General features: G+C 36.2%; 29 protein-coding genes. 27 read left to right on the top strand and 2 right to left on the bottom strand.

The genetic code is table 11. The features are described 5' to 3' along the window. Positions 1–7: 7 nt before the first annotated feature. The 14 genes from flgC to AABL52_RS18595 all read left to right on the top strand — a co-directional run bounded on the left by flgC (position 8) and on the right by AABL52_RS18595 (position 12483). The gene (gene flgC, locus AABL52_RS18660; RefSeq protein ID WP_000484669.1) at positions 8–421 is read left to right on the top strand and encodes a flagellar basal body rod protein FlgC; all 414 of its coding nucleotides are present in this window, start codon (positions 8–10) and stop codon (positions 419–421) included. A 17-nt stretch (positions 422–438) separates the two neighbouring features. Beyond that, the gene (gene fliE, locus AABL52_RS18655; RefSeq protein WP_000701677.1) at positions 439–738 is read left to right on the top strand and encodes a flagellar hook-basal body complex protein FliE; all 300 of its coding nucleotides are present in this window, start codon (positions 439–441) and stop codon (positions 736–738) included. A gap of 22 nt (positions 739–760) precedes the next feature. Beyond that, positions 761–2335, top strand: a complete 1575-nt coding sequence (locus AABL52_RS18650) for a flagellar M-ring protein FliF C-terminal domain-containing protein (protein WP_341518175.1) — start codon at positions 761–763, stop codon at positions 2333–2335. A gap of 13 nt (positions 2336–2348) precedes the next feature. Further along, entirely contained in the window at positions 2349–3353 is a 1005-nt protein-coding gene (gene fliG, locus AABL52_RS18645; protein WP_063263684.1) for a flagellar motor switch protein FliG, read from the top strand. Beyond that, entirely contained in the window at positions 3340–4026 is a 687-nt protein-coding gene (locus AABL52_RS18640; protein WP_340420870.1) for a FliH/SctL family protein, read from the top strand. The genes fliG and AABL52_RS18640 overlap by 14 nt, the downstream gene beginning before the upstream one ends. Beyond that, entirely contained in the window at positions 4023–5327 is a 1305-nt protein-coding gene (gene fliI, locus AABL52_RS18635; protein WP_098237480.1) for a flagellar protein export ATPase FliI, read from the top strand. The genes AABL52_RS18640 and fliI overlap by 4 nt, the downstream gene beginning before the upstream one ends. A gap of 117 nt (positions 5328–5444) precedes the next feature. Further along, positions 5445–5855, top strand: coding sequence for a cytoplasmic protein (locus AABL52_RS18630; RefSeq protein ID WP_144564736.1), 411 nt, complete (start codon positions 5445–5447; stop codon positions 5853–5855). A 10-nt stretch (positions 5856–5865) separates the two neighbouring features. Continuing rightward, positions 5866–6972: a flagellar hook-length control protein FliK gene (locus tag AABL52_RS18625; protein WP_341518174.1), complete on the top strand. Its 1107-nt coding sequence runs from the start codon at positions 5866–5868 to the stop codon at positions 6970–6972. 3 nt (positions 6973–6975) lie between these two features. Further along, positions 6976–7554 carry a flagellar hook assembly protein FlgD gene (locus AABL52_RS18620; protein WP_341518173.1) on the top strand — a complete coding sequence of 193 codons (579 nt, stop codon included), beginning with the start codon at positions 6976–6978 and terminating at the stop codon, positions 7552–7554. Positions 7555–7570: 16 nt separating this feature from the next. After that, positions 7571–8800, top strand: coding sequence for a flagellar hook protein FlgE (gene flgE / locus AABL52_RS18615; protein WP_000588329.1), 1230 nt, complete (start codon positions 7571–7573; stop codon positions 8798–8800). Between the two features lie 49 nt (positions 8801–8849). Next, a complete protein-coding gene (locus AABL52_RS18610; RefSeq protein WP_341518172.1) occupies positions 8850–9185 on the top strand; it encodes a DUF3964 family protein in 336 nt (111 codons plus the stop codon). 250 nt (positions 9186–9435) lie between these two features. Continuing rightward, entirely contained in the window at positions 9436–9921 is a 486-nt protein-coding gene (locus AABL52_RS18605; protein ID WP_341518171.1) for a LysR family transcriptional regulator, read from the top strand. 120 nt (positions 9922–10041) lie between these two features. Further along, positions 10042–10950: a chemotaxis protein gene (locus AABL52_RS18600; protein ID WP_000075956.1), complete on the top strand. Its 909-nt coding sequence runs from the start codon at positions 10042–10044 to the stop codon at positions 10948–10950. A gap of 585 nt (positions 10951–11535) precedes the next feature. After that, positions 11536–12483, top strand: coding sequence for a DNA-binding domain-containing protein (locus tag AABL52_RS18595; RefSeq protein WP_341519736.1), 948 nt, complete (start codon positions 11536–11538; stop codon positions 12481–12483). A 92-nt stretch (positions 12484–12575) separates the two neighbouring features. Here AABL52_RS18595 and AABL52_RS18590 read toward each other — a convergent pair whose 3' ends face one another. Together AABL52_RS18590 and AABL52_RS18585 are read right to left on the bottom strand one after the other, a co-directional pair. Continuing rightward, the gene (locus tag AABL52_RS18590; RefSeq protein WP_341518170.1) at positions 12576–13376 is read right to left on the bottom strand and encodes a flagellin; all 801 of its coding nucleotides are present in this window, start codon (positions 13374–13376) and stop codon (positions 12576–12578) included. A gap of 252 nt (positions 13377–13628) precedes the next feature. Next, positions 13629–15014, bottom strand: a complete 1386-nt coding sequence (locus tag AABL52_RS18585; RefSeq protein ID WP_341518169.1) for a flagellin — start codon at positions 15012–15014, stop codon at positions 13629–13631. 257 nt (positions 15015–15271) lie between these two features. On the opposite strand from AABL52_RS18585, the gene AABL52_RS18580 reads away from it, so the two are divergent. From AABL52_RS18580 to AABL52_RS18520, 13 genes are all read left to right on the top strand, one after another. Further along, positions 15272–16051: a lytic transglycosylase domain-containing protein gene (locus AABL52_RS18580; RefSeq protein ID WP_341518168.1), complete on the top strand. Its 780-nt coding sequence runs from the start codon at positions 15272–15274 to the stop codon at positions 16049–16051. A 63-nt stretch (positions 16052–16114) separates the two neighbouring features. Continuing rightward, entirely contained in the window at positions 16115–16339 is a 225-nt protein-coding gene (locus tag AABL52_RS18575) for a flagellar motor switch protein FliN (RefSeq protein ID WP_000775712.1), read from the top strand. A gap of 14 nt (positions 16340–16353) precedes the next feature. Then, a complete protein-coding gene (gene fliM / locus AABL52_RS18570; RefSeq protein ID WP_098237489.1) occupies positions 16354–17340 on the top strand; it encodes a flagellar motor switch protein FliM in 987 nt (328 codons plus the stop codon). A 10-nt stretch (positions 17341–17350) separates the two neighbouring features. Beyond that, on the top strand, positions 17351–17710 hold the full coding sequence (fliN, locus tag AABL52_RS18565) for a flagellar motor switch protein FliN (protein ID WP_000680019.1): 360 nt from the start codon (positions 17351–17353) through the stop codon (positions 17708–17710). Between the two features lie 12 nt (positions 17711–17722). Next, positions 17723–18043, top strand: a complete 321-nt coding sequence (locus AABL52_RS18560) for a hypothetical protein (RefSeq protein WP_000121176.1) — start codon at positions 17723–17725, stop codon at positions 18041–18043. Continuing rightward, positions 18040–18798, top strand: a complete 759-nt coding sequence (locus tag AABL52_RS18555; RefSeq protein ID WP_001220586.1) for a flagellar type III secretion system pore protein FliP — start codon at positions 18040–18042, stop codon at positions 18796–18798. Before AABL52_RS18560 ends, AABL52_RS18555 begins: the two co-directional genes overlap by 4 nt. A gap of 33 nt (positions 18799–18831) precedes the next feature. Further along, positions 18832–19107, top strand: a complete 276-nt coding sequence (locus AABL52_RS18550) for a flagellar biosynthetic protein FliQ (protein WP_001098085.1) — start codon at positions 18832–18834, stop codon at positions 19105–19107. 15 nt (positions 19108–19122) lie between these two features. Next, positions 19123–19884, top strand: coding sequence for a flagellar biosynthetic protein FliR (locus AABL52_RS18545; protein ID WP_001055716.1), 762 nt, complete (start codon positions 19123–19125; stop codon positions 19882–19884). 10 nt (positions 19885–19894) lie between these two features. Continuing rightward, positions 19895–20941: a flagellar type III secretion system protein FlhB gene (flhB, locus tag AABL52_RS18540; protein WP_341518167.1), complete on the top strand. Its 1047-nt coding sequence runs from the start codon at positions 19895–19897 to the stop codon at positions 20939–20941. Positions 20942–20965: 24 nt separating this feature from the next. Next, positions 20966–23032 (top strand): flagellar biosynthesis protein FlhA, encoded by a 2067-nt coding sequence (flhA, locus tag AABL52_RS18535; protein WP_097843303.1) that lies wholly within the window; start codon positions 20966–20968, stop codon positions 23030–23032. Between the two features lie 14 nt (positions 23033–23046). After that, positions 23047–24357 (top strand): flagellar biosynthesis protein FlhF, encoded by a 1311-nt coding sequence (gene flhF / locus AABL52_RS18530; RefSeq protein WP_144564715.1) that lies wholly within the window; start codon positions 23047–23049, stop codon positions 24355–24357. 42 nt (positions 24358–24399) lie between these two features. Then, on the top strand, positions 24400–25173 hold the full coding sequence (locus tag AABL52_RS18525) for a flagellar basal-body rod protein FlgG (RefSeq protein ID WP_341518166.1): 774 nt from the start codon (positions 24400–24402) through the stop codon (positions 25171–25173). 166 nt (positions 25174–25339) lie between these two features. Continuing rightward, the gene (locus AABL52_RS18520; protein WP_341518165.1) at positions 25340–26638 is read left to right on the top strand and encodes an NtaA/DmoA family FMN-dependent monooxygenase; all 1299 of its coding nucleotides are present in this window, start codon (positions 25340–25342) and stop codon (positions 26636–26638) included. The last annotated feature ends 4 nt before the right edge of the window (positions 26639–26642 follow it).

Here is a 26642-nt window from a genome sequence, read left to right as displayed (position 1 = left end):
GACAACGATGTTTCAGGCAATTAATGCAAGTGGATCAGGGCTGACAACAGCGAGAAAATGGATGGAAGTTACTTCAAATAATATTGTAAATGCAAATACAACGGCAGCTCCGGGGGCAGATTTGTATGAGCGCCGTAGTGTAGTACTTGAATCAAATAATAGTTTTGCAAATATGTTAGACGCTGCACCTACTAACGGAGTGAAAATAAAAAGTATTGAAGCGGACAAAACTGAAAACTTAGTGTATGATCCGACGCATCCGCATGCAAATGAAGAAGGATATGTACGTTATCCGAATGTAGATGTGACTGCTGAAATGACGAATGTAATGGTTGCTCAAAAAATGTACGAAGCAAATACAAGTGTATTAAATGCGAATAAAAAAATGCTTGATAAAGATTTAGAAATCGGCCGAGGATAGAGGGGGAATAGGGGAAGATGAAAATCCAACCAATGTTAAATACACAGCCATTTGGCGCGATTCAGTCAATTGGTGCACCGAAAACTTCAGAAACACCTGTAGTCGAAGGGAAGAAGTTTATCGATTTATTGGAAGATATGAATCAAACACAAAACAATGCGCAAACAGCGGTTTATGATTTACTAACAAAAGGGGTAGGAGAAACACATGACGTTTTAATTCAGCAAAAGAAAGCTGAGTCTCAAATGAAAACGGCTGCTCTTGTACGTGATAATCTTATTGAAAATTATAAGTCACTAATTAATATGCAAATTTAGGAAAATGGACGGGTGTGTTTAAATGGAAAAGTTAAAAAATGTTTTCCAATCGTTAAAAACGTGGCATAAGTTAGTCATTGGTGCTGCGCTTTTAGCAATTGTAACAGGAGCACTTTTATACTTCACCTTGCCAGATAAATATGTTGTTGTATATCAAAATTTAAATGATGCAGACAAGCAAGAGATTACAGCAGAATTATCGAAGCTAGGTGTCGATTACCAATTAGCAGCCGATGGTTCGATTCGTGTGCAAAAGAATGATGCTCCGTGGGTTCGAAAAGAAATGAATGGAATGGGCTTACCGTTTAATTCAAAAAGCGGTGAGGAAATTTTATTAGAAAGCTCGCTCGGTTCAAGTGAGCAAGATAAAAAAATGAAGCAAATTGTCGGTACGAAAAAGCAATTGGAGCAAGATATTGTAAGAAACTTTGCGGCGATAGAAACAGCAAATGTTCAAATTACATTACCTGAAAAAGAGACAATTTTTGATGAAGAAAAAGCAAAGGGGACAGCGGCGATTACAGTTGGTGTGAAACGTGGTCAACTATTAACGGCTGATCAAGTTGCGGGTGTACAGCAAATGATTAGTGCGGCAGTTCCTGGTGTAAAAGCCGAAGAAGTGAGTGTTATCGATAGCAAAAAAGGTGTTATCTCAAAAGGAGCAGATGAAGCACATTCTAGTAGTTCCTCTTCTTATGAGAAAGAAGTAGAGATGCAACACCAAATTGAAGGTAAATTAAAGCAAGATATCGATGCAACATTAATGACGATGTTTAAGCCGAATGAATATAAAGTGAATACGAAAGTATCTGTGAACTACGACGAAGTCACACGTCAGTCAGAAAAGTATGGTGATAAAGGTGTACTTCGTAGTAAACAAGAGCAAGAAGAAAGCTCTACTGCGCAAGAAGGAGCAGATACGAAGCAAGGTGCTGGTATTACAGCAAACGGCGAAGTGCCAAACTACGGTACGAACAATAATCAAAATGGTAAAATCGTCTACGATAATAAAAATGGTAACAAAATTGAAAACTATGAAATAGATAAAACAGTTGAAACGATTAAGAAACATCCAGAATTAACGAAAACAAATGTTGTTGTATGGGTAGATAATGATACGTTAGTAAAACGAAGAATTGATATGACAACTTTCAAAGAAGCAATTGGTACAGCGGCTGGACTTCAAGCTGATCCAAATGGCAACTTTACAAATGGTCAAGTTAATGTTGTAACTGTTCAGTTTGATCAACCGAAAGAAGAGAAGAAGAAAGAGCCAGAAGCAGGTGGTATGAACTGGTGGTTAATCGGTGGAATTACAGGAGGCGTGTTAGCGCTCGTTGGTCTATTATGGTTCTTCTTAGCAAGACGTAAGAGAAAGAAAGAAGAAGAGGAATATGAAGAATACTTAGCAGAAGAGGAAGTTGCTGCAAGTAGTGAAAGTATTATGGAAATTCCTGAAGAGAAAATAGTACCAGAGCCAAAACCTGAACCAGAAGAACCGAAAGAACCGACGTTAGATGAACAAGTACAGGATGCTACGAAGGAACATGTAGAAGGTACTGCAAAAGTAATTAAAAAATGGTTAAACGGACAGTAAGGGAGGAACAACGATGTTAGATGAAATCTCCTCCAAAGAAAAAGCTGCCATCCTCATTCGTACATTAAATGAAGAGGTGGCAGCGAAAGTCATTGAATATATGACGGCTGAGGAAAAAGAAGTGTTACTTCGTGAAATCGCGAAGTTTCGTGTATATAAACCGGAAACGTTAGAGAATGTATTAGGGGAATTCTTATATGAACTTAATGTAAAAGAATTGAACTTAGTCACTCCAGATAAAGAGTACATTCGTCGCATATTTAAAAATATGCCAGAAGATGAGCTTGAAAAATTATTGGAAGACCTTTGGTATAACAAAGATAATCCATTTGAATTTTTAAATTCACTTACAGATTTAGAGCCACTTCTTACAGTGCTGAATGATGAATCACCACAAACAATTGCAATTATCGCTTCTTACATTAAACCGCAGCTTGCTTCGCAGTTAATTGAGAGATTGCCAGATCATAAGCGAGTAGAAACGGTAATGGGTATTGCGAAACTAGAACAAGTTGACGGTGAACTCATTAATCAAATTGGTGAGTTATTAAAAGCAAAATTAAATAATATGGCATTTAGTGCAATTAATAAAACAGATGGCTTAAAAACAATCGTGAACATTTTAAATAACGTTTCACGAGGCGTTGAAAAAACAGTCTTTCAAAAGCTGGATGAAGTTGATTATGAGTTATCTGAAAAAATTAAAGAAAATATGTTTGTCTTTGAAGACTTACTTGGTCTTGAAGATCTTGCACTTCGCCGTGTATTAGAGGAAATTACAGATAACGGTGTCATTGCGAAAGCACTTAAAATTGCAAAAGAAGAAATTAAAGAGAAACTATTTACATGTATGTCTTCAAACCGTAAAGAGATGATTCTAGAAGAATTAGATGGCTTAGGACCGCTTAAGATGACGGATGCTGAGAAAGCGCAGCAAACAATTACAGGTACGGTGAAAAAGCTAGAGAAAGAAGGAAGAATTATCGTTCAAAGAGGTGAAGATGATGTCCTTATTTAAAAACAGAATTCCGAAGAATTCTGTTTCTTTTTCTGAAGAAACGTATGAATTACAATTTCCAAAACCAATAGTAGCTCACGTAGAAGAAGAAATCCAAGTAGATCATGAAGAGCTTCTTGCGCAGCAACAATCGTTACATATGGAAATGACTCAGCTAAGGCAAGAACAACAAATGTTAGAACAAGAACGTCAGCAGTTATTACATGATCAAGAACAATTTCGAATGCATGTTCAGCAGCAGATGAAAGAGATAGAATCGGCACATACGCAGTTTCAACAAGAACAACAAGAAACAGCATACGAATGGACGGAATTGTTATGGGATCAATCTTTTCAACTAGCAGAAAAAATTGTGAATCAAGCAGTAGATGCTAGATTACTTGATGTGTTACCTATATTAACGGGCATCGTTCAAACATTGCCTACTTCGTTTGAAAAACTAGTTATTACCGTACATCCAGAAACTTTTGAACGTATTCAAGAAGAGAAGGAAAATACGAAAGAGTATTGGTTACTACAATTAGTAGAATGGAAATACGATTTCTCCTTACAGTTCGGTGAATTTGTTCTAGAAGAAGAGAAAGAGTTCTTTGAATTTAAATTTGCACCTATATTTGCGAAGCTTCGCCAGAAATGGGAAGAAGAGAAGTTGTTTGAGGAGCAAAATGTATGAATCGATTGTTAATGAATGAAAACCAAAAATGGAATACATTTATTGAAACGCCGTTTTATACGAAAGTCGGTAAAGTTCATAGTGTACAAGAGCAGTTTTTCGTAGCAAAAGGGCCAAAGGCGAAAATCGGAGATGTTTGTCTCGTTGGAGAACATAGCGTCTTATGTGAAGTAATTGCGATTGAAAAAGAAAACAATATGTTACTCCCATTTGAACAGACAGAAAAGGTATGTTACGGAGATTCCGTTACATTAATTGATGAAGATGTTGTTATCCCTCGTGGAAATCATTTACTCGGAAAAGTGTTAAGTGCAAATGGCGAAGTGTTAAATGAGAACGTTGAAAATATTCCGTTGCAAAAAATAAAGTTAGATGCTCCGCCTATTCATGCATTTGAACGGGAAGAGATTACTGATGTATTTGAAACCGGAATTAAATCCATTGATTCTATGCTAACAATTGGCATCGGTCAAAAGATTGGTATTTTCGCTGGATCAGGTGTTGGTAAATCTACTTTACTCGGAATGATTGCCAAAAATGCAAAAGCAGATATAAACGTTATTAGTTTAGTAGGAGAGCGTGGCCGAGAAGTAAAAGACTTTATTCGAAAAGAATTAGGTGAGGAAGGCATGAAGAAAAGCGTCGTTGTCGTAGCGACGTCAGATGAAAGTCACCTTATGCAACTTCGCGCAGCTAAGCTTGCAACATCTATCGCTGAATACTTCCGAGACCAAGGCAATAACGTATTACTTATGATGGACTCTGTTACTCGTTTTGCTGATGCGCGTAGAAGTGTTGATATTGCCGTTAAAGAGTTACCGATTGGTGGTAAAACACTCTTAATGGAAAGTTATATGAAAAAGCTGTTAGAGCGATCCGGGAAAACGCAAAAGGGGTCTATAACAGGTATTTATACTGTACTCGTTGATGGAGACGATTTAAACGGTCCTGTACCAGATTTAGCACGTGGTATATTAGATGGACATATTGTATTAAAACGTGAGCTTGCAACGCTCAGTCATTACCCTGCTATTTCAGTGCTAGATTCAGTAAGTAGGATTATGGAAGAAATCGTTTCGCCAACCCATTGGCAACTGGCAAATGAAATGAGAAAAATTTTATCTATTTATAAAGAAAATGAATTATATTTCAAATTAGGAACGATTCAAGAAAATGAAGAAAATGCTTATGTTTTTGAATGTAAAAATAAAGTAGAAGGTATAAATTCATTTTTAAAACAAGGTCGATCAGATCGTTTCCAATTTGATGATATCGTTCAAGCAGTGCACCATATTGTATAAGACCTCGCGCCCTGCAGGTCTTATTTTTTTGTTTTTTAATATTTCACAGATTTTTTTGTAAAAAAACTATATAATAGAAAAAGAGAGCGTTATAATAGGAAGGGGCTATGAAAACAGGTGGATAAGCAGCAATACGACACGATAAAATTGCAAATAAATCAAGAAAAAGAACAGATTTTGAAAGAAGTGTATGAATTAACAGCTGAAAAAAGAAAAATAGAACAAAAAAAAGAATATGATTTATATGTTGTGAAATCGCGTAGTAAAGTCGTACAAACTGGGCAACGTATTATGGCTGGTATGCTTTCCTCACATACGTTTTCACCTGAAAGAATAGAAGAATGGAATCGGAAAATTAAAAAAACAGAAGATTTTATTCGAAAAAATGAAAGCCTTTTAGAACAAGTAAAAGAAAAAGAACGTGTCATTGATGAGATGTATCAAGAAGATTGTAGAAAGCTTGCAAAAGTACGAGAAAAGCAGGAAGAAAGAATGCTTCTTGATTTGAAAATGTGTATGAATGGATGAGGTGAATGTAGTGATACAGTCTGTATTACCGGTGCAACAAAGTTTACCTCCGCAAAAAGACAAAGGGCTAGAAGTACAATCCAAAAGTGAAGATTCTTCATTCGATCGTGCGATGAGGATGGAAAATAAACAGCAGCCGAAAACGGAGAAAACAAAGCGAGAAGATGCACCAGAAGATAGAAAAGAAAACATTCTTTCTAAAAAAACGGCAACGAAAGAAGAGCCTAATGTAAAGAAAGAAGAAAAAAAAGAGACAGAACAGTTATTATTAGCTGTATCTGAGCAAATGGTTGCAATTGAGCAATTACGTGTGCAGCCAGAATTGTTATATCAATACATACAAAAAATACAAGAGCTATATAAAGAATATGGAAATATAAAACTTAACGAATTACCCGCAGGTGAATTACAACAATTACAAGAACTCCTTTCCAATATGAATATCAAAAATGCTATATGTTTAGAAGATACAATGCAAATGATATTAGATAAAGTGAAGATGCCGGAGCAAATGATGCAAGTATTGAAAGTCGTAGAAACAGAGACTTGTAATATTGCAAAGAAACAAGAAGAGTCTAAAGATGTAGATCTTCCGACAGCTGAGAGCGATGATGTAAAGATAGAGTTGCCAGAAGGTGATGTATTCAACGATTCAAATTCTGCGGGTGCGGAGTTATTAAATAAAGCGGCGAGTACTGATCCTATAGGGAAATCAAATAGTGGTGCTGAGAAAGTTTCATTGCCTGACTTAGGAAAGAAAATGGAAGCACAAGTAGAGGCGCTGCAAAAGTTTGTAGTGAAACAAGAACGTGTTTTATTTCAGTTAAATCCAGAAAAACTTGGTACTTTAACAGTGTTTATGAAAAAACATGGAGATCAAATTGATGTTCACATAGAAATGGAAAAACACGATGCGAAAAAACGTGTGGAAATCATTTTTGATGAATTGAGACTGAAGTTAAAAGAAAAAGAAATCAATATTCAAATTAGCTATTCAGATAAAGATGAAAATCGTAAAGAACAGCGAGAACAAGAACAAAGGCAAAAGCAGCAATTAGCAAGTACGAAACATGAGAAACAAGAATCAAAAGAATTTGCGGGATTATTGGAGGAATAAAGCGTGCCAACAGTTGGATTAAATACAACGAGTACAAATCATATTCCGTTGCAAGCAGGAGCGCAGAATAGGAACGCATCTGTTAACGGTGCACAACCGGCAGTAGGGCAAACGAATGGAGTATCAGCAGGAGAACAAAAGACGCCTGGTGTAATGGGGAAAGATGATTTTCTAAAATTGTTTTTAGCGAGTTTCCAACATCAAGATCCATTTAATGCGATGGATATGAATCAAATGATGAACCAAACAGCGCAATTATCTCTTATGGAACAAGTACAGAATATGACGAAAGCAGTAGACTCTTTAAAATCGACAATGTATTCAACAGCGCTTGATGGTGGAATGAAGTTTTTAGGGAAATATGTAAGAGGTGTTGACGGTGATGGCAAAAAAGTCACTGGCCAAGTAGAGACAGTTCGCCTCGCAGAAAATAATGAGGTACAGCTCGTTATTGATAATAAGGTTGTATCTCTTCGTTTCGTTGAGAGAGTGTCTGATAAACCAATTGGAGAAACGAATCCAGAAGATGCAAAGAAGGACGATCAAAAAGTAACTGAAGAAGAAAAAACTACAAATTTATAAGGAGTGTCCATACGTTATGATTAAAGCGTTATATACAAGTATTACAGGAATGAATGCAACACAAAATGCATTAAGTGTAACTTCCAATAATATCGCCAATGCACAAACGGTTGGTTATAAAAAACAAAAAGCTATGTTTGATGATTTACTATATAACAATTCTATCGGTTCAAAAGGTGACAATAAATACGCTGGAACGAATCCAAAAAGTATCGGTAACGGTGTGAAAATGAGCGGAACGGTTACAGACTATAGCGACGGAACAATTACGTTAACTGGTGGTAAAACACAAGCGGCAATGGAAGGTAATGGTTTCTTCGTAGTAGGTGATTCAGCAGGCGGGAATATGGAATTTACTCGTAAAGGTACGTTTGGGATATCTTCAAATTACTATATTACGAACACAGAAGGTCAATACGTATTTGCATATCCTGCAAATGCAGCAACAGGTGAAGTTGATTTATCTGGCATTCCAGGACCATTGCAAATTCCGATGGGAACAGCAATTGGTGGTATTCAAACAACGAAGGGTACAATTAAAGGGAATATCCCGGTGAATGAAAGTAAAATTACGCAAGATTTACCGTTTTATGATGATGCGGGTAATACATGGACGATGCGTGTAGAATTTACGAAAACGAATGACCACGAGTATACGTATAAAGTGCAAAGACGTAATGACTCGGCAAAAGATCCAAAGTTTGAAGAGGTTACAGGGGCAGGTTCAACAGGTACTTTGAAATTTGATAAAGTTGGAAACCCAGACCCGGTACAACAAGGAGCAGCTATCCCGTTTAACGGCGGAACGATAAATTTAGATTTTAGTCAATTAACAAACCATCCGACAGATAAAACATTATCAGTAACAGATGTAGACGGTAGAGCAGCAGCAACTGTTAAAGATTGCTTTATTGCTGACGGTGGATACGTAATGGTAAAATACTCTGATGGAAGTATGAAGTCAGCTGGTCAATTAGCTGTTGCGATGTTCCCGAACGAAGGCGGACTAATGAAAACAGGTAATGGTAACTATACAGCGACGAATACAACAGGTATTTTAGCACTTGGTGCATCTGGTCAAAACGGCGCAGGTAAAGTACGTGGTGGTGCACAAGAAGGTGCAAACGTAGATTTATCTGTAGAATTCGTTGACTTAATGTTATACCAACGCGGATTCCAAGGAAATGCGAAAGTAATTAAAGTATCAGATGAAGTATTAAATGAAGTTGTAAACTTAATTCGATAATATATAATAAAGAAAAATTGTAAAGTAGTAGAAAGGGTTTTTTATTCGTATGACAAGACAAGAGCGAATTTTACAATTGCCTTTTTTCGAAAATAAACGTGAACTTGCCGAGCAAGTGTTAAAAATGGAACGAGAAGAGCATGTATATTTACCAGATCAATTTGAAATTAAACAAGTCCCTCCGTACTCATTTGGTGAAAAACAAGCAATCATCGGCCGTATTCACGAATTTTATTTCGTAAGTGTTGGTAGCGATGAGGTTTGGAAGTATCAACTGTTTAAAGATGAGATGAAGTGCCGTGAGTTTTTCGTTACGTTGCCGGATATTGCGGATCAGCAGATAGCGTTTTGGTTCAATAACATCGAGTTATTGAAGAGTTCTTAAAAGCCTTTTTTTAGGTTTTGAGAGAGGGCCTGGCGGTGTGTGGTAGCGGTCAGTGCTTAGTAGGTGCACGACCGTTGTTTAAGACCAGAGATATGGAGAGTTGCTAGGTTAGTTGAAGAAGAGGTAAGTGAAGTGTAGTTGCAAAATGGATCTATGGAAGGTTACTGGGATGGTTCATCGTTTTATGGCAGACCAGTGCCTTTTGGATCGTTTGTGATGATAGATTTTTATAAGAGGAGAGGTGAGGAGGATGGCGCAGAATAAGTATCGCGTTACATTCATTTCGCCCAGTGAGGTTGAGCAGCGGACTGTAATGTCGGCGAGTAGTTTGCCAGATTTAATTCGTAAAGTAGAGAGTATAATTGCTGATCCGAACGGTTATTTTGTAAATGATAAAAAAAATAATTGCTATTTTAAAGTGATTAAAGAAAATGTTACGTTTATTCAATATGAGTTACTATTTTCGGATAAAGAAATTCATATTGAAAAATTAAAACATATAGCACCGGCAGTAATAAAACGATTATTTGAAAAAATAAATGATCCAGAACTATATGCGCTCGCGCTACTGGATGTTGATATAGCGACGAAAGAATATGTGCTAGAACAAATGAACGCAGAGTTAAGAATAAGAGTAGAAACAGAGCTTTCGAAAAAATGGGAAGCGATGCCGACAGAAATTGTAGGAGCCCAAGAAGTGTTATTAGAGGCACTTGCTTCGTTTATACAAGATTAATCGCCTTTTTAAATAAATCATGCAACTATCTATATTTTTTATATAGGTAGTTGACTTTTTCGTTTTAATAAAGCTTAATAATTAGATATACGGAAATAATGAAAGGGGAGCGACACCTTTATGTCACAAGCACAAAGTATTTTATTAGAAAGCGGAACAAATGAATTAGAGATTGTTACATATACTGTTGGTGAAAACCTATTTAGTATTAACGTAATGAAAGTACGTGAAATCATTAATCCATTCCCTGTTACAACTGTGCCAGAATCTCATCATGCAGTTGAAGGTGTTGTTCAAGTACGTGGTGAAATTTTACCAGTTATTAACTTAGCGACAGCTCTTAATTTAAAATCGACAAAGCCACTTGATCAAACGAAATTTATCATTTCAGAATTAAACCAAATGAAAGTTATTTTCCGTGTGGATGAAGTGCATCGTATTCAACGTATTTCATGGGAACAAATTGATGAACCAGCTTCATTATCTATGGGACTAGAAGAAACGACATCTGGTATTGTAAAACTAGATGGAAAAATCATCTTACTATTAGATTATGAAAAGATTGTTTGCGAAATTAGCAACACTGGTTATGATAATAAATCACTTGCAGGATTAGAGCAAAAAACAGATCGTGCTGAAAAAGTGATTTATATTGCGGAAGATTCAGCAATGCTTCGTCAAATATTAGAAGAAACATTATCATCAGCTGGATATACGAAAATGAACTTCTTCAGCAATGGTGCAGAAGCATTAGCACAAATTGAAAAGCTAGCAAAAGAGCAAGGAGAAAAAATGTTTGAACATATTCACTTGCTCATTACGGATATTGAAATGCCGAAAATGGATGGACACCATTTAACGAAAGTCATTAAAGATGGTGAAGTAACGAATCGTTTACCAATCGTTATTTTTTCTTCTTTAATTACAAATGAATTATTCCATAAAGGCGAAGCTGTAGGAGCAAATGCTCAAGTAAGTAAGCCAGATATTCAAGAGTTAATTGGCTTAGTAGATAAGTTAGTGTTGTAAAAGAGTTTGGAAAAGCGCTTTTTTTAGCTGGAATAGAAGAGCTAGCCATGTGTGGTGCGGTCAGTGCTTAATAGAGCCCCATGCGATGTGAGACTTTGATCGAGGATTTGCAGACACTATTTACAACTCTATTCTTTTAGTGGAGAGAAGGGAACTAGCCATGTGTAGTATTGGTTAGTTCCTTTTTATTGTTCTATACTCTGTATAGGTAAAAAGATGGAATGTTTTTGGAGTGTTTGTGGTTGTATGTATGAAAAATCTTCATTTGAAGATTTTTGATTTGAAAATATAAGAAAACGTATCTTTGGATTATTTTAGTAAAATTTCGTGATAACGCAAACTTTTTCGGTGAAATTACATTCTAAATACCATATAATATAATTAAATGTGATTAATATGCAATTATACATATTAATTGAAAAATCCTTTTTTCTATTACTATACTTTCTATACGTTTTTGTATGTTTATTATTTGACAGATAATTTCGAAATGTTATAATATGGATATGTAAAAATTGCTATTTTCTGAAAAGACATGGGAGTCAGATGAGAATTGCGAAAGGATGAGGGGGAGTGGCACAGGTTATGTATCACCACACAGCAATCAATGTATTAAGTCTCTTACAAAACATGTCAAATAATAAAATGAACGATATGCAACTAGAAGCGGAATTTAAAAAAATAGAAAAACAATTCCAAGTAAAGTATGAAGAACTAGTTGATTTACATAATAGAATGGTATTATTTCAAATAGATATAGAAAAAAATGGCGGGATGCGAGCGTATGAAAAATCAGCTATTACATGGCTGAAGTCTGAACTAGAGTTGCTATATGAAGTGTATCAATTTTGCCAACGTCACGGTTTAAACATTATTAATATTTCAAAATACGTTAGTAAAAACGAACTCAATCTTTTCCCGAAAACAGAAAGTCAATTACAAAATACGTATTACAAATTAAAAAAACATGAAATACCGTTTGAAAATATTGAAAAACAAAAACCTGGACGAAAGCGAAAATATACACCTGTAAAAGAAACAATCGTAGAAATGAAAAAAGAAAACAATTATGTATTAAAAGAGGAAGTACAACATAAAGAGAATGAAAAAAGCCTCGTAACAGTTATATCAGGTATCGTTGATAACTTTGAAACAATTAGTCAACATAGTGAAAGAAAAGAAGATGAACTACATCAGTTTATGGAAGGGATTTATAAGCTTTCTAGCATGGCTGCAGGACACTTTAAAGAAGAGTCTAATAGAAGTAGTCTAGAAAGAGAATTACGAGCACTACAATTGGAAAATGAAAGGTTAAAACGAGAAAAAGAAGAGCTTGTGCAAGATGTGAAAAATATGACACAACATTTAACGTATTTCATTAAAAGCTCGGATGTCGATCAAATTCGTAAATTACCAACCTTCGTACAAGAATGCAAACTAGAATTACATAAACTAGGGTTATATAACGCACAAGACGGAAAAATGAAAATAAGGATCGACCGTAGAGGACAAGTTATGACGGTAGCGCCATAGAAGTATTAAGTGAAAAATAAAAGGGAAGTACATAGTTTATATGTATTTCCCTTTTGTTTTGTGTGGAATCGTTTCAAAGAGTGAAATGACAATTATGATTGTAGTAATTTATATACCATTTGCGGAATTTGATTTGCTTGTGAAACCATGCTAAGTGCAACCTCAGTTAACAATTTAAATTTTAAAAAGTCACTCATCTCCTGCGCCATATCCGCATCCTCAATTCGGGAAGTAGTATCTGTTAGGGCCATACTTTGGCTGTTTAAATTTTCAATATTAAATTGTAAACGATTCATCATAGCTCCAAGATCAGCACGATGAAGTGATACATTATGTAAAGCTTCTTCAATTTTACGAATCGCCGCTCTTGCTTCTTGTTCTGTTGAAATGTTGATGTCATGTTGTGTAGGGGAAGGGGGAATATGTTTCGTTATATTTACTGTATGACCAATATCATCTAACGTAACAGGACGGTTTTGTCCATCAAATACGGATAAATCATTAAACTCAGTCGTCTCATCAATATAGCCAATTTGTTCTGTTAAAGATTGGAACTCTTTATTTAGTGAATCACGGTTTTTATTTGAATTTGTGCCACTTGCAGATTGAACAGCCAAATCACGCATACGCTGTAAAATATTTGTCACAGTTTGAAGTGCTGCTTCCGCAGTACGTAGCATCGATATCGCATCCTCATTATTACGAATCGCAACACGCATACCACTCGCTCTCGCATGCATACGAGTCACAATCGCAATATTAGCGGGATTATCAGAAGCGTTATTTAATTTCTTACCAGTCGCCAAATGCTCCATCGCAACATTCATACGCTTCTCATTCTCATACAACGACTGCCTAGCATTCATACTTAAAACATTCGTACCAATACGCATTATAGACACTCCTTATAGATTGATATAGTCGGTAACTCTAAATCTAATAAACGGTTATGGAAGGATAAAGGGCTTATGCTTATTTGCTATTTGTGTTTTAACATAAGAGGGGATCAAGATGGGTACTGACCGCTTCTATATATGGCTGGGACTTCTCTCCAGGCTAAAAAGATAGTTTTTAATCTATCTATATAGAAAAAATAAACCTCTCTGCAAACAGAGAGGTTTATTCATGAAACTAACTCAAATGGATTATTGTAATAATTTAGAAACCATTTGTGGAGTTTGGTTTGCTTGAGAAAGCATGCTGATACCAGCTTCGTTCAAGATTTTGAACTTAGTCATTTCAGACATTTCTTTCGCCATGTCAGCGTCTTCTACTTGAGAAGCAGCAGATGCCATACTTGATGCTTGGCTCTTTAGGTTGTTTACGTTAAAGTCTAAACGGTTTAATGTAGCACCTAGAGTTGCGCGATTGTCAGCTACTTTTGTAAGAGCTTCATCAATTGCTTTAATAGCATTAGATGCATTGTATGATGTGCCAGCTGCTGTTTGCGTAAATAATGTACCAATTGCTTGAGCGTTTTCTAAAGTATTTCCAGTTCCGTCAGCTTTTTCGAAATTAGCAATTGCGGCATTAATTTTATCTACATTTTCTTTGCTCATTCCACCTTGAATCTTAGTGAACTCTTGTTTGAAGGCATTTACCGCATCAGTTCTTTCTTGTGCAGTTTTTCCTTTTCCAGTAGTAAAACCGTCTAAATCAGTTAAATTAGTGGCTTTAGTTTTAGCTGCGTCAACGTCTGTATCCTTAGCTGGTTTCATACCTGCATATAATGTTCCAATAGCATTGGCATTGTCAATACTTTTATCACCATTGAATGTATCGATAGCTTCTGTGATTTTAGATACATCAGCGGGATTCAAACTATCTTTAATAGCGTCAAATTTATCTTTGAAATTTTTAACAGCAGTTATTCGTCCTTGTTCAGTTTCACCATCTTCACCAGTAGCATCGGATAAATCTTTTAATGTAGCTCCTAGAGAAGATGCATCTGTAATAGCTTGGTCTAAAGAACCTTTTAGAGGAGCGTTTGTTCCAGCTGAAGCGATACTTAAGTTATTAATGTTTAATGCGCCAGTAGAAATATCAGATAAATTAATGTTAATTTGTTTGTTTGTTTCAGAGCTGTCTAATGTTTGGATTGCAATTGTAGAATTTTGACCGTTTAGTAATTTTTTATCATTGAATTCTGTGTTTTTAGAGATGTAATCGATTTGTTCTTTTAAAGCAGCAAATTCCTTATCTAATGCTGTTTGGTTTTTGTCTGTATTTGTGCCGTTTGCAGATTGGTTTGCAAGGTCACGCATACGAAGTAAGATGTTAGATACTGAGTTCATTGCTGAATCAGCTGTACGGATTAAAGAAATACCGTCTTGTGTATTGTTAGCAGCAACACCTAATCCGCTTTCACGTGCACGCATACGAGTTGCGATTGCAAGACCTGCTGCATCGTCAGAAGCGTTGTTGATACGTTTACCGCTTGATAAACGGTCCATAGCAGTGCTCATTTTTGCTTGGTTTTGACGCATGTATTCTTGTGTACGCATGCTATTAATGTTTGTATTAATTCTCATGTAAAAGAACCCCCATTTTTTTATATTGACTTTTCTGCAAATTGAAAAACGGTAATATGCGAAAAAATCGATTTCGAATTTATTGTAAGCCTTGCTATAATGGGTGTCAACTGAAAATTTGAATTAATAAATATAAAAAAATAACAGTTTAACAATTTAGTCGTTTTTTTATTACAATATAATTGCAAAGGATTATTGCAAACTTTACGAAAAAACTCTAATATTAGATTATCTTTGTTTACCGAAAAGGTGATATTATGGTAGTTGGAAATATAGTAAAAGAAGTACTTGCATATAAAAAAGGACAGTTTCAGCAAAAGTTAAGTAGTCCGCAGGCTTTTGTTAGTAGTAGGTTTCAGGAGAAGTTGCAAAGTGATCCTATGAAGGAAACGAAGGCTACGGCGCAGCCGGCAAAAGTAGAGGATATGAGTCAGCCGGTACAATCTACGAAAATAGAAACGCTCGTTAATAAAGGTGATTCTAGTAAAGTAGAGGAAGTAAGTAAGCCGGAAGAAAAGCCTGAAACGAAGAAAGTCGATGAAGTGAAAGTTGCACAAAAAGAGTTCGAACGACGTTTCCCGGAAACGAAAAATGAGGCTGTTGATATGTGGGGGTTAACGAAGAAGTATAATATTCAAAAAATACGTTCTTCAAATGAAGGGAAGTATGAGGATATTATTGATCGTGTGAGCCGTTCATACGGAATTCCGAAAACGTTAATTCAAAAAATGATTGAAGTAGAGTCTAATTTTAATCCGAAAACGGTGTCGCATGCAGGTGCGATGGGGCTTATGCAGCTTATGCCTGCGAATGTGAAAGAGATGGGTATAAAAAATCCATTTTCACCAGCTGAAAGTATTGAAGGCGGCGTGAAAGAGTTAAGCGGTTATTTAAAGAAAAATAATGGCGACTTAGTATTAGCGCTTGCTTCTTATAATGCTGGGCCTGGTAATGTGAGAAAGTACGGAGGCGTACCTCCATTTAAAGAAACGCAAGGATATATTAAAAAAATATTAAATATCGACGTTTCAAAATAAGAGATTTCATTATATAGAGAGAACATGAAATTTTCGTGAACATGATATGGGAGTGGGCTGGATTTGAAATTACAAGATGATATTCCGTTAACAATTTATTTTGAAATCGGAAATACGAAAAAGAAGATTGAAGATCTGCTTCATATTACGAAAGGTACATTGTATCGTCTTGAAAATTCAACGAAAAATACGGTGCGTCTTATGCTTGAGAATGAAGAGATTGGAACCGGAAAGATTTTGACGAAGAATGGAAAGATGTACGTTGAAATCGTTGAATTGAAAAGGTAGGGAAGGGGATTTTCATGAGTGGCGATAAATTAAGCCAAGAGCAAATTGATGCCCTGCTGAAGGCGGTAAATGAAGGCGAGGAAATGCCAGCTTTCGCACAAGAAGCAGGGAAGCAAGATAAATTTCAAGAGTATGATTTTAATAGACCGGAGAAGTTCGGTGTGGAACATTTACGTAGTTTGCAAGCGATTGCTTCTACGTTTGGTAAACAGACGTCACAGACGTTGTCAGCGCGTATGCGTATTCCGATTGAACTAGAGCCTTCGACAGTGGAGCAAGTTCCATTTACGAGTGAGTATGTAGAGAAAATGCCGAAAGATTATTATTTATATTGCGTCATTGATCTCGGACTTCCAGAGCTTGGAGAAATTGTTATTGAGATTGATTTAGCATTTGTTATTTACATTCATGAGTGCTGGCTGGGCGGAGATAGTAAACGTAATTTTACGATGCGTAGACCGTTAACAGCGTTTGAGTTTTTAACGCTTGATAATATCTTTGCACTTCTATGTAAAAATTTAGAGCAATCATTTGAAAGTGTTGTGGCGATTGAACCGAAATTTGTAACGACGGAGACAGATCCGAATGCATTAAAGATTACGACAGCGAGTGATATCATTTCATTACTGAATGTAAATATGAAAACGGATTTTTGGAATACGACAGTGCGTATCGGTATTCCGTTCTTATCTGTTGAAGAAATTATGGATAAGTTAACGTCTGAAAATATTGTCGAACATTCTTCGGATAAGCGTAAAAAGTATACGTCTGAAGTAGAAGCGAAAGTAAATCAAGTGTATAAACCTGTTCACGTTGCAATTGGTGAGCAAAAGATGACAATGGGTGAGATTGAACAAATTGAAGAAGGCGATATTATTCCGCTTCATACGAAAGTTTCGGATGAATTGCTTGGTTTTGTAGATGGAAAACATAAATTTAATTGTTTTATTGGAAAAGATGGAACGCGTAAGGCGCTCCTATTTAAAAGTTTTGTAGAGTAGGAGGATCCATATGAAGCATGAAGTATCTCCTGTGTCATTAATGGGATTAGAAGAATTTGCAGGAAAGCGAAATGAAGCGGGTAAAGCACATATTGATACTGTTTCGGATATTTCGATTGAACTTGGTGTAAAGCTTGGAAAGTCATCTATTACGCTCGGTGATGTGAAAGAGTTAAAAGTGGGCGATGTTCTTGAAGTAGAGAAAAACTTAGGACATAAAGTAGATGTGTATTTAAGTAATATGAAAGTCGGCATTGGGGAAGCGATCGTAATGGACGAGAAGTTCGGTATTATCATTTCTGAAATTGAAGCTGACAAGAAGCAAGCTGCGCTTATGAAAGCGCAAAGTCAAATGCTAGATAAAGAGTAGAGGAGGAGTCATATGTCGTATATGACGACCTTATTTCAAGTCGTTTTACTGTTTGGTGCGCTCGGCTACGGTGCATATTATATGACGAAAAAGACGCGCAAACAGCAGTTTTTTAAACAAGGTGAAAATGGCCATATTCAAGTGAAGGACGGCGTGTATTTAAATCATCAAACGAGCGCCTTTTTATTTGAAGTAGACGGCAAGCAAGTGTTCACTGTTATTAGTAATAATGGTGTGCAATCTGTGCAATTAACAGGAACAGGAAATCAGTTTCAACAAGCGCTAGAAGACGCGGTGAAGAGTGAAACGAAAAAAGTAGAGGATCCATCATGAGAATAAAGAAACAGTTATCATTATTAGCCGTTATTTTCGTATTTTCTATCGTTTTTTCAATTATTTTTGTAAATCCAGCGTATGCGGCCCAAAACGGTTTTATTAATTTCGAAAATGGAAAAGAGTTTACGAGTAATTCAAGTGTACAGTTATTTGCGCTCGTTACCCTTTTATCATTATCTTCTTCTATCGTTCTATTATTTACACATTTTACTTATTTTATGATCGTTCTTGGGATTACACGTCAAGGACTTGGGGTAATGAATTTACCGCCGAACCAAGTGCTCGTTGGACTTGCTTTATTTTTATCACTCTTTACGATGCAGCCTGTACTTGGGCAGCTGAAGAGTGATGTGTGGGATCCGATGACGAAAGAGAAAATAACAGTAAGTCAAGCTGCGGAGACGACAGCTCCGATTATGAAAGAGTATATGTCAAAGCATACGTATAAGCATGATTTAAAGATGATGCTGAAAGTGCGCGGAGAAGAGTTGCCGAAAGATTTGAAAGATCTTTCTTTATTTACACTCGTACCATCCTTTACGTTAACGCAAATTCAAAAAGGATTGTTAACGGGGATGTTCATTTATTTAGCGTTTGTATTTATAGATTTGATTATTAGTACACTTTTAATGTACCTCGGGATGATGATGGTACCGCCGATGATTTTAAGTTTACCATTTAAAATACTCGTTTTCGTATATTTAGGTGGATATACAAAAATCGTCGACATTATGTTTAAAACGGTCGCCTGAAGCGTTTGATGCTATGTGATAGGAGTCATATAAATGAATACGTCACCAATTATAGATATTTTTCAAACCTTTTTTTATAAAGGGGTTATGATTTTAATGCCGGTTGCCGGCGTAAGTATGATTGTCGTTATTATCATCGCTGTCATTATGGCGATGATGCAAATTCAAGAGCAAACGCTGACGTTTTTACCGAAAATGGCGAGTATTGTACTCGTTATTATCATTTTAGGTCCGTGGATGTTTCAAGAGTTAACGACGCTTATTTTAGATTTATTTGATAAAATCCCATCGCTATTGCGTTCGTACTAAGATAGGTGAACTGAAATGAATATGGAATTATGGGCGGCGACGTTTTTTGCGTTTTGCCGCATTACTTCATTTTTATATTTTTTACCGTTTTTCTCAGGTCGATCCATTCCAGCAATGGCGAAGGTTACAGTTGGACTTGCTCTTTCGATCACAGTTGCCGATCAAGTTGATGTCTCTCACATAAAGACAACTTGGGACGTTGCAGCTTATGCAGGTACGCAAATTGTAATTGGATTATCACTTTCAAAAATTGTAGAAATGCTGTGGAATATTCCAAAAATGGCAGGGCATATTTTAGACTTTGATATCGGTTTATCACAGGCAAGTTTGTTTGATGTAAATGCAGGATCACAGTCTACTTTATTATCAACCATTTTTGATATATTTTTTCTCATTATTTTTATTTCACTTGGCGGCATTAATTATTTCGTTGCCACGATTTTAAAGTCGTTTCAATATACAGAGGCGATTTCAAAATTGCTGACGACTAGTTTTCTAGATAGTCTACTCGCAACGTTATTATTTGCGATTACATCAGCGGTTGAAATTGCTCTTCCGCTAATGGGAAGTTTGTTCATCATTAACTTTGTTTTAATTTTAATCGCAAAAAACGCTCCGCAATTAAACGTTTTTATGAATGCGTATGTCATTAAAATCACATGTGGTATTTTGTTTATTGCGATGAGTGTACCAATGCTCGGTTATGTGTTTAAAAATATGACGGACGTATTGCTTGAGGAATATACGAAACTATTTAACTTTTTCTTAACGAAGTAGGGGGACGCGCATGGCAAAGGATAATAAAACAGAAAAGGCCACCCCGCAGAAGCGTAAGAAATCGCGTGAAGAAGGGAATATTGCCCGGAGTAAAGATTTAAATAATTTATTTTCCATACTTGTATTAGCAGTTGTCGTTTACTTTTTCGGAGATTGGCTAGGGTTTGAGATTGCAAATTCTGTAGCGGTGCTGTTTGATCAAATTGGAAAAAATACAGATTCAACCGAGTATTTTTATTTAATGGGGATTTTATTACTAAAAGTATCAGCGCCAATATTAATACTCGTATACGCTTTTCATTTATTTAATTATATGATTCAAGTCGGTTTCTTATTTTCTTCTAAAGTCATTAAGCCGAAAGCGTCACGTATTAACCCGAAAAACTATTTTACGAGATTGTTTAGTCGTAAAAGTTTAGTAGATATTTTGAAATCACTATTTTATATGGGGTTAATTGGTTACGTCGCTTACGTTCTCTTTAAAAAGAATTTAGAGAAAATCGTGAGTATGATTGGATTTAACTGGACTGCGTCACTTTCTGAAATTATAAGGCAAATTAAATTTATCTTTTTAGCTATTTTAATTATTTTAATCGTTCTTTCTATTATTGATTTTATTTATCAAAAGTGGGAATACGAACAAGATATTAAGATGAAAAAAGAAGAAGTAAAACAAGAGCATAAAGATAATGAAGGGGACCCGCAAGTAAAGGGGAAACGAAAAAACTTTATGCATGCCATCTTGCAAGGGACAATTGCGAAGAAAATGGATGGCGCAACGTTTATTGTAAACAACCCGACTCATATTTCGGTCGTACTTCGGTACAATAAACAGGTTGATGCGGCGCCAATTGTCGTTGCAAAAGGGGAAGATGAGCTCGCATTATATATACGAACGCTTGCCCGTGAACAAGAAATACCAATGGTGGAAAACCGTCCGCTTGCTCGTTCTTTATATTATCAAGTCGAGGAAGATGAGACAATTCCAGAAGATTTATACGTAGCTGTAATTGAAGTTATGCGCTATTTAATTCAAACGAATGAACTTGAAGTATAATAGCGCGGTTGGAGGAGATCTCTTGTGTTTAAGATAGATTCTGCAAGAACCTATTTTTCTATCTTTTTAGCAGCGTCATTCGTAGTGGCGCTCTTAATTCCACTTCCACCATTTATACTTGATATCGTTATCGTTTTTCTACTAAGTATGTCAGTGCTTATTTATATGCGAGCAACAAGTATTAACGAGTGGGATGAATTAAAGTCATTTCCGACGATGTTGTTATTAATCGGGATTTTCCGCGTATCGATTAACGTATCGACGACGCGAGCGATTTTGACAGACGGAAATGCGGGGCATGTTATTGAAGAGTTCGGTCAGTTTGTAATTGGCGGGAACTTATTAATTGGTATCGTTATTTTCATAGTATTAATCATATTCCAGTTTATCGTTGCAAACGGTGCGTCTCGTACAGCTGAAGTTGCAGCTCGTTTTACACTTGATTCTTTACCCGGGAAACAAATGTCAATCGATGCAGATTTAAACCAGCGTATTATTACTGAAAAAGATGCACAGGCAAAACGAAAAAAGTTAAATATGGAAACAGAGTTTTACGGGGCGATGGATGGTGCCGGGAAGTTCATTAAAGGGGACGTTATTTTCGGGATTGTCATTTTATTCGTAAACATTATTTTCGGTTTAATTGTTGGCATGATGCAGCAGGGCATGAGCTTTGCAGAAGCAGCTATTCACTATACACAGTTAACTGTCGGTGACGGAATCGTAAACCAAATTGGTTCGTTAATGCTTGCGATTTCAACTGGTATTATCGTAACGCGTGTATTTGACGGTTCACCGGATACAGTAACAGAAGGAATCTTTAAAGAGTTATTAGCGCATGAAGTCGTTGTATATGCGCTTGGTGGTTTATTTATAGCAATGGGTATTTTTACTCCGTTACCATTTCTACCATTCGCACTCGTTGGTGGAACAATTATCTTCTTAGGAATTCGGAATAAAAACCGAATAAAGAAAGAAAAAGAAGACGAGCTTCAAAAAGAATTAGAAATGATTCAGGGCGAAGATGAACAACTGCAACAAGTGGAAGATTCATTCGGAGTATTTACAGATAAATATCCAATTATAGTAGAACTCGGTTTAGATTTAGCAGCACTTGTAAAGCAGAAGATTAACGGGGAAACAGCTCGTGATAAAGTTGTTCTCATGAGGAAGTCAATTATTACCGACCTTGGTATTAACGTTCCTGGCATTAACTTTAAAGATAATACGAGTTTTAGACCACGCGGACGTTACATTATTCGTATTAAAGGTGCGAAGGCAGCTGAAGGAGTTTTAAAATCAGGGTACTTATTAGCACTGAAAACACCGAATGTAATGGCCGATTTAGATGCAGAACCAGCGAAAGATCCGATTTTCGGTGAAGATGGATATTGGATTTTAGAGCATATGGTACAAGATGCACAAATGAAAGGCTATCAAGTATTAGAGCCACTTAGCATATTAATTACACATTTAGATGTTGTCGTGAGACGTAATCTTCATGAGTTAATTCAGCGTCAACATGTAAAAGACTTAATTAACTCGCTTGAAAATGATAACGGCGTTTTATTAGAAGAGATTAAGAAGAAAGAAATCGACTTATCACTCGTTCAAAATGTTATTAAACAACTTTTAAAAGAAGGTATTTCTATTCGTGATTTGCCAACCATTATTGAAGGTATTATTGACGGAAAAGAAATTTATCAAAACCATGTTGACGGTGTAACGTCATTCGTCCGTGAATGTATTTCAAAAGTTATTTGTGAAAATGCGAAAAATCCTGACGGTAAAATTTATGCGGCGCTCTTCTCAGATTCAATCGAGTTAGATGCGGATGTTGTGAACAATTCTTATCAAGGTTATTTATTAAACTGGGATTTAGATTTAGAATCACGAGTCGTTGAGCAAGTACAGCGCGTATTTAAACAAGCCCGCTTAATGGGAAGAGAACCAGTATTATTAACGCGTAGAAAAGATTTCAGATTTGCGATTGTAAGACTGCTAGAGCGTTATCAAATAGAGGCACAAGTACTTTGTATTAGTGAATTAGCTCCAGAAATTGTTGTAGACCAAATTGCTTACATTGAATAATAGGGGGTGAAGTAATGGAAAATACAGAAAAGAAAGAAGCGTTAATGCGAATAAAAGCAGCTTCGAAAAATGAATTGTATCGAAAGTTATTTGACCAATATGGTACAGATTATTATTACGTTGTCGATGAAAGTGTAAAAAGAAATATCCCGTTTTTTTGGAAAAAGAATTATGAAATGTTAGTTGCTTTTCCAGAGGATAAACAAGAAGAAGTGAATGAAGGTACAGCTCAATTTCATGAACAATTAATGGATGTTGTGAATGATCCTTCAGAACAAATTGTGAAGGCGAACGGAATTCAATCGGTACTGCACAATTTAGAAAACGTGACGACTTCTATGTCATACGCGGCGATGCAAACAGGAAATAGTGAAGAATGGGCAAGAAAGAAAGAGAAACTATTAAAGTTGTTTGAAAAAGGTATCGTCGTTGTGAAACAGACGGAAGAAACGAAAGTAACGAAAAAGAAAAAAACTGTGAAAAAAGTCGTTCCCGTCAAGAAAGAAGAAGTTGTTGTAAAAAAAGAAAAGCAAGAATCTGTACCGTTTATTATTCAAAAGGTAATTCGTATGCTAGAGCAAAACGATGTAGAACAATACTTCATTCATGCATATGCTGAAAAGTTAAAAGTGAAGTTTGAGAATGCAACGATGATTACAGAAGAAGAAGTGATCGGATATATATTAGAAGATATGAGATCTCATTTCAACACAGAAAACGTTTTTGAAAAAGAAGTACAAACAATTGCATTAATCGGTCCAACCGGAGTTGGAAAAACGACGACGCTTGCGAAAATGGCATGGCAGTTTCACGGTAAGAAAAAAACGGTCGGTTTTATTACGACAGACCATTCACGCATTGGAACAGTGCAACAGCTGCAAGATTACGTAAAAACAATGGGATTTGAAGTAATCGCTGTACGTGATGAAGCTGCAATGACAAGAGCGCTTACGTATTTTAAAGAAGAAGCGCGTGTCGATTATATTTTAATTGATACAGCCGGAAAAAATTATCGTGCGTCAGAAACAGTGGAAGAAATGATTGAAACGATGGGACAAGTAGAGCCAGATTATATTTGTTTAACGTTATCGGCGTCGATGAAAAGTAAAGATATGATTGAAATCATTACGAATTTTAAAGATATTCATATTGATGGTATCGTATTTACGAAATTTGATGAAACAGCAAGTAGTGGTGAATTATTGAAAATTCCAGCAGTATCATCGGCTCCAATTGTATTAATGACAGACGGACAAGACGTGAAGCAACATATACATATCGCTACAGCTGAACATTTAGCGAAACAAATGTTGCAAACATCATAGAAAAGAGGTGAAGGATAAGGCAACTGCCTTATTCAAACGAGTATGAACGGTCTTTATATAGGTTCTATGGGTATGATGAATTACATGCAGCGTATTAATGTTCATTCGAATAACGTTGCAAATGCTCAAACGACAGGATTTAAAGCAGAAAATATGACTTCTAAAGTATTCGATGTACAAGACACATATCGCCGCGGAGATGGAGCTGTGACAAATATTGGTTCGACTGATTACGCTGTAGTACCAGCCGCAACGCATGTGAACTTAGTACAAGGAAATATACAAATGACAAATAGTGCTACGGATTTCTTTTTAGATGACGGTGCGGCCGGCACATCATCATTTTTCGTGACATCTAAAAATGATGAAACGTTTTTAACGAGAGATGGTAGTTTTACAGTAAATAGTGATCGTTATTTACAAACATCTTCAGGTGCTTTCGTAATGGGAGAGAATAATGAACGTATTCGTATTCCAGAAGGAGCGACGGTAGCTGTACAAGCAGACGGTACGTTATATGATGCAGTAACACAAAATAATATTGCCCGCCTGCAAACAAAAACAGTAGGTGCAGAAGCGAATAATCGTCTCGTACAAAGAGAGAATAAAAGCTTTACACTAGCAGAAGGGAACATTGCTGATTTACCGAACGGAACAGGGGCAGTAAAAAACCATATGCTAGAAAATTCAAATGTAGATATGACGAAAGAGATGGCTGATCTTATGACGGATCAAAAAATGATTTCAGCGTCACAACGCGTTATGACTTCATTTGATAAAATTTATGAAAAAGAAGCGAATGAAATATTGAGATAAGAGACTTCCCATAGCGGAAGTCTTTTTTTATATTGCATTTATTACAGTTACATCATAAAATGATAATGATTATCAATATCATTTTATCTATTTTCATAAGAATGGAATTTTATAATGATAGCAACATTGCTTAACTAGGTAAATTAAAAATAAGGGGATGGTGTGTATGTCTACAAAGAAACAACTGTGTATTGGATTATGTTTAATTTCTAGAAAGAAAGAGCAAGAGAGTGAGTTTAATTCGGGAATTGAAGAGCAAGTAGAGCTAGCGAAACAAGCAGAAAAATCGAAGTTAGATTTTGTTTTTAAAGCAGATTATTTAGTGGCGCACCCAGATTTAATTGCTCGTAATAAGGGGAATGTCATTTTAGATCCGACGTTACTGTTTACTGCTATTGCGTATGCAACAGAAAAAATTGGAGTCGTTACGACTGCTTCAACTTCGTTTTATCCACCGTATATATTAGCGAGGCAATTACAATCTTTACACTGGATTAGTAACGGCCGAGTAGGATGGAATATTGTCACATCCATTGACGGTGCTGAAAACTTTGGTGAGGAAGGAATGCCATCATCTGAGGAACGGTATGCGAAAGCGGCAGAATGTACAGCGTTAGTAAGAAAACTTTGGGGAAGTCATCCTAATGAAGTTTTGAAAGTAGATAATCCTGATGTGATTAGAGAGATGGTAAAGCCTATTGAGCATAATGGTGAATACTTTAAGGTGAAAGGTCCACTTAATATTCCGCAGCATATTTCAGGGGAAATGCCATTATTTCAAGCTGGTGCTTCAGAGTCAGGACGGAATTTTGCTGCTTCTGTTGCGGATGCAATTTTTGCTGCAACGCCAGATGTAGAATCAGGAATAGAACTGCGTCAAGATTTAAGAAGAAGAGCAAAGCAGCATGGCCGAAAGCAAGATGATATACGTGTATTGCCTGGGTTATATTTCTTTATAGGTGATACATATGAAGAAGCGTTAGAAATGCATAGGCAAGCACATCAACATCTCACAAAAGAGAAGAGATACTCGTTACTCGAAATGGTTCTTGGACTAGACGCGAGAGGGATTCCGCTAGAAAGTAAGATTACGGAAGAGATGTTGCCAAATCGTGATCAAACTGTTCGCAGTAAAACACACGCAGAATTATTACGCAACTACATTATTAAAAATGAACCAACACTTGAACAAATACTAGAACGACCAGAAGTTGTTGGCTCGGCTCATTGGGTTGCGGTTGGTACAGCGCAAGATGTTGCGAAGCAAGTTATAGATAGGTTTGAGGCAGGAGCGTTAGATGGATTTATCGCCATTCCAGGAGGACCTCCAAAGTCACTAGATCTATTTTTTAGTGAAGTTATTCCTCTATTCGTGAAAGCTGGTGTATTTAGGGAAGAGTATACAGGTTCTACTTTACGGGAGCATTTAGGGGGAAAGTTATCAAAACCTTTGCAGTTAAAATAACAGA

The sequence above is a fragment of the Bacillus paramobilis genome (assembly GCF_038096195.1).
In the GTDB taxonomy this organism is placed as follows: domain Bacteria; phylum Bacillota; class Bacilli; order Bacillales; family Bacillaceae_G; genus Bacillus_A; species Bacillus_A mobilis.
This window is presented reverse-complemented; position numbering and strand designations above follow the sequence as displayed.

Excerpts from the sequence above, each read along its gene's own strand:
- flgC (WP_000484669.1), top strand. The coding sequence starts at position 8 with ATGTTTCAGGCAATTAATGCAAGTGGATCAGGGCTGACAACAGCGAGA.
- fliE (WP_000701677.1), top strand. The coding sequence starts at position 439 with ATGAAAATCCAACCAATGTTAAATACACAGCCATTTGGCGCGATTCAG.
- AABL52_RS18650 (WP_341518175.1), top strand. The coding sequence starts at position 761 with ATGGAAAAGTTAAAAAATGTTTTCCAATCGTTAAAAACGTGGCATAAG.
- fliG (WP_063263684.1), top strand. The coding sequence starts at position 2,349 with ATGTTAGATGAAATCTCCTCCAAAGAAAAAGCTGCCATCCTCATTCGT.
- AABL52_RS18640 (WP_340420870.1), top strand. The coding sequence starts at position 3,340 with ATGTCCTTATTTAAAAACAGAATTCCGAAGAATTCTGTTTCTTTTTCT.
- fliI (WP_098237480.1), top strand. The coding sequence starts at position 4,023 with ATGAATCGATTGTTAATGAATGAAAACCAAAAATGGAATACATTTATT.
- flgE (WP_000588329.1), top strand. The coding sequence starts at position 7,571 with ATGATTAAAGCGTTATATACAAGTATTACAGGAATGAATGCAACACAA.
- AABL52_RS18610 (WP_341518172.1), top strand. The coding sequence starts at position 8,850 with ATGACAAGACAAGAGCGAATTTTACAATTGCCTTTTTTCGAAAATAAA.
- AABL52_RS18605 (WP_341518171.1), top strand. The coding sequence starts at position 9,436 with ATGGCGCAGAATAAGTATCGCGTTACATTCATTTCGCCCAGTGAGGTT.
- AABL52_RS18600 (WP_000075956.1), top strand. The coding sequence starts at position 10,042 with ATGTCACAAGCACAAAGTATTTTATTAGAAAGCGGAACAAATGAATTA.
- AABL52_RS18595 (WP_341519736.1), top strand. The coding sequence starts at position 11,536 with ATGTATCACCACACAGCAATCAATGTATTAAGTCTCTTACAAAACATG.
- AABL52_RS18590 (WP_341518170.1), bottom strand. The coding sequence starts at position 13,376 with ATGCGTATTGGTACGAATGTTTTAAGTATGAATGCTAGGCAGTCGTTG.
- AABL52_RS18585 (WP_341518169.1), bottom strand. The coding sequence starts at position 15,014 with ATGAGAATTAATACAAACATTAATAGCATGCGTACACAAGAATACATG.
- AABL52_RS18580 (WP_341518168.1), top strand. The coding sequence starts at position 15,272 with ATGGTAGTTGGAAATATAGTAAAAGAAGTACTTGCATATAAAAAAGGA.
- fliM (WP_098237489.1), top strand. The coding sequence starts at position 16,354 with ATGAGTGGCGATAAATTAAGCCAAGAGCAAATTGATGCCCTGCTGAAG.
- fliN (WP_000680019.1), top strand. The coding sequence starts at position 17,351 with ATGAAGCATGAAGTATCTCCTGTGTCATTAATGGGATTAGAAGAATTT.
- AABL52_RS18560 (WP_000121176.1), top strand. The coding sequence starts at position 17,723 with ATGTCGTATATGACGACCTTATTTCAAGTCGTTTTACTGTTTGGTGCG.
- AABL52_RS18555 (WP_001220586.1), top strand. The coding sequence starts at position 18,040 with ATGAGAATAAAGAAACAGTTATCATTATTAGCCGTTATTTTCGTATTT.
- AABL52_RS18550 (WP_001098085.1), top strand. The coding sequence starts at position 18,832 with ATGAATACGTCACCAATTATAGATATTTTTCAAACCTTTTTTTATAAA.
- AABL52_RS18545 (WP_001055716.1), top strand. The coding sequence starts at position 19,123 with ATGAATATGGAATTATGGGCGGCGACGTTTTTTGCGTTTTGCCGCATT.
- flhB (WP_341518167.1), top strand. The coding sequence starts at position 19,895 with ATGGCAAAGGATAATAAAACAGAAAAGGCCACCCCGCAGAAGCGTAAG.
- flhF (WP_144564715.1), top strand. The coding sequence starts at position 23,047 with ATGGAAAATACAGAAAAGAAAGAAGCGTTAATGCGAATAAAAGCAGCT.
- AABL52_RS18525 (WP_341518166.1), top strand. The coding sequence starts at position 24,400 with ATGAACGGTCTTTATATAGGTTCTATGGGTATGATGAATTACATGCAG.
- AABL52_RS18520 (WP_341518165.1), top strand. The coding sequence starts at position 25,340 with ATGTCTACAAAGAAACAACTGTGTATTGGATTATGTTTAATTTCTAGA.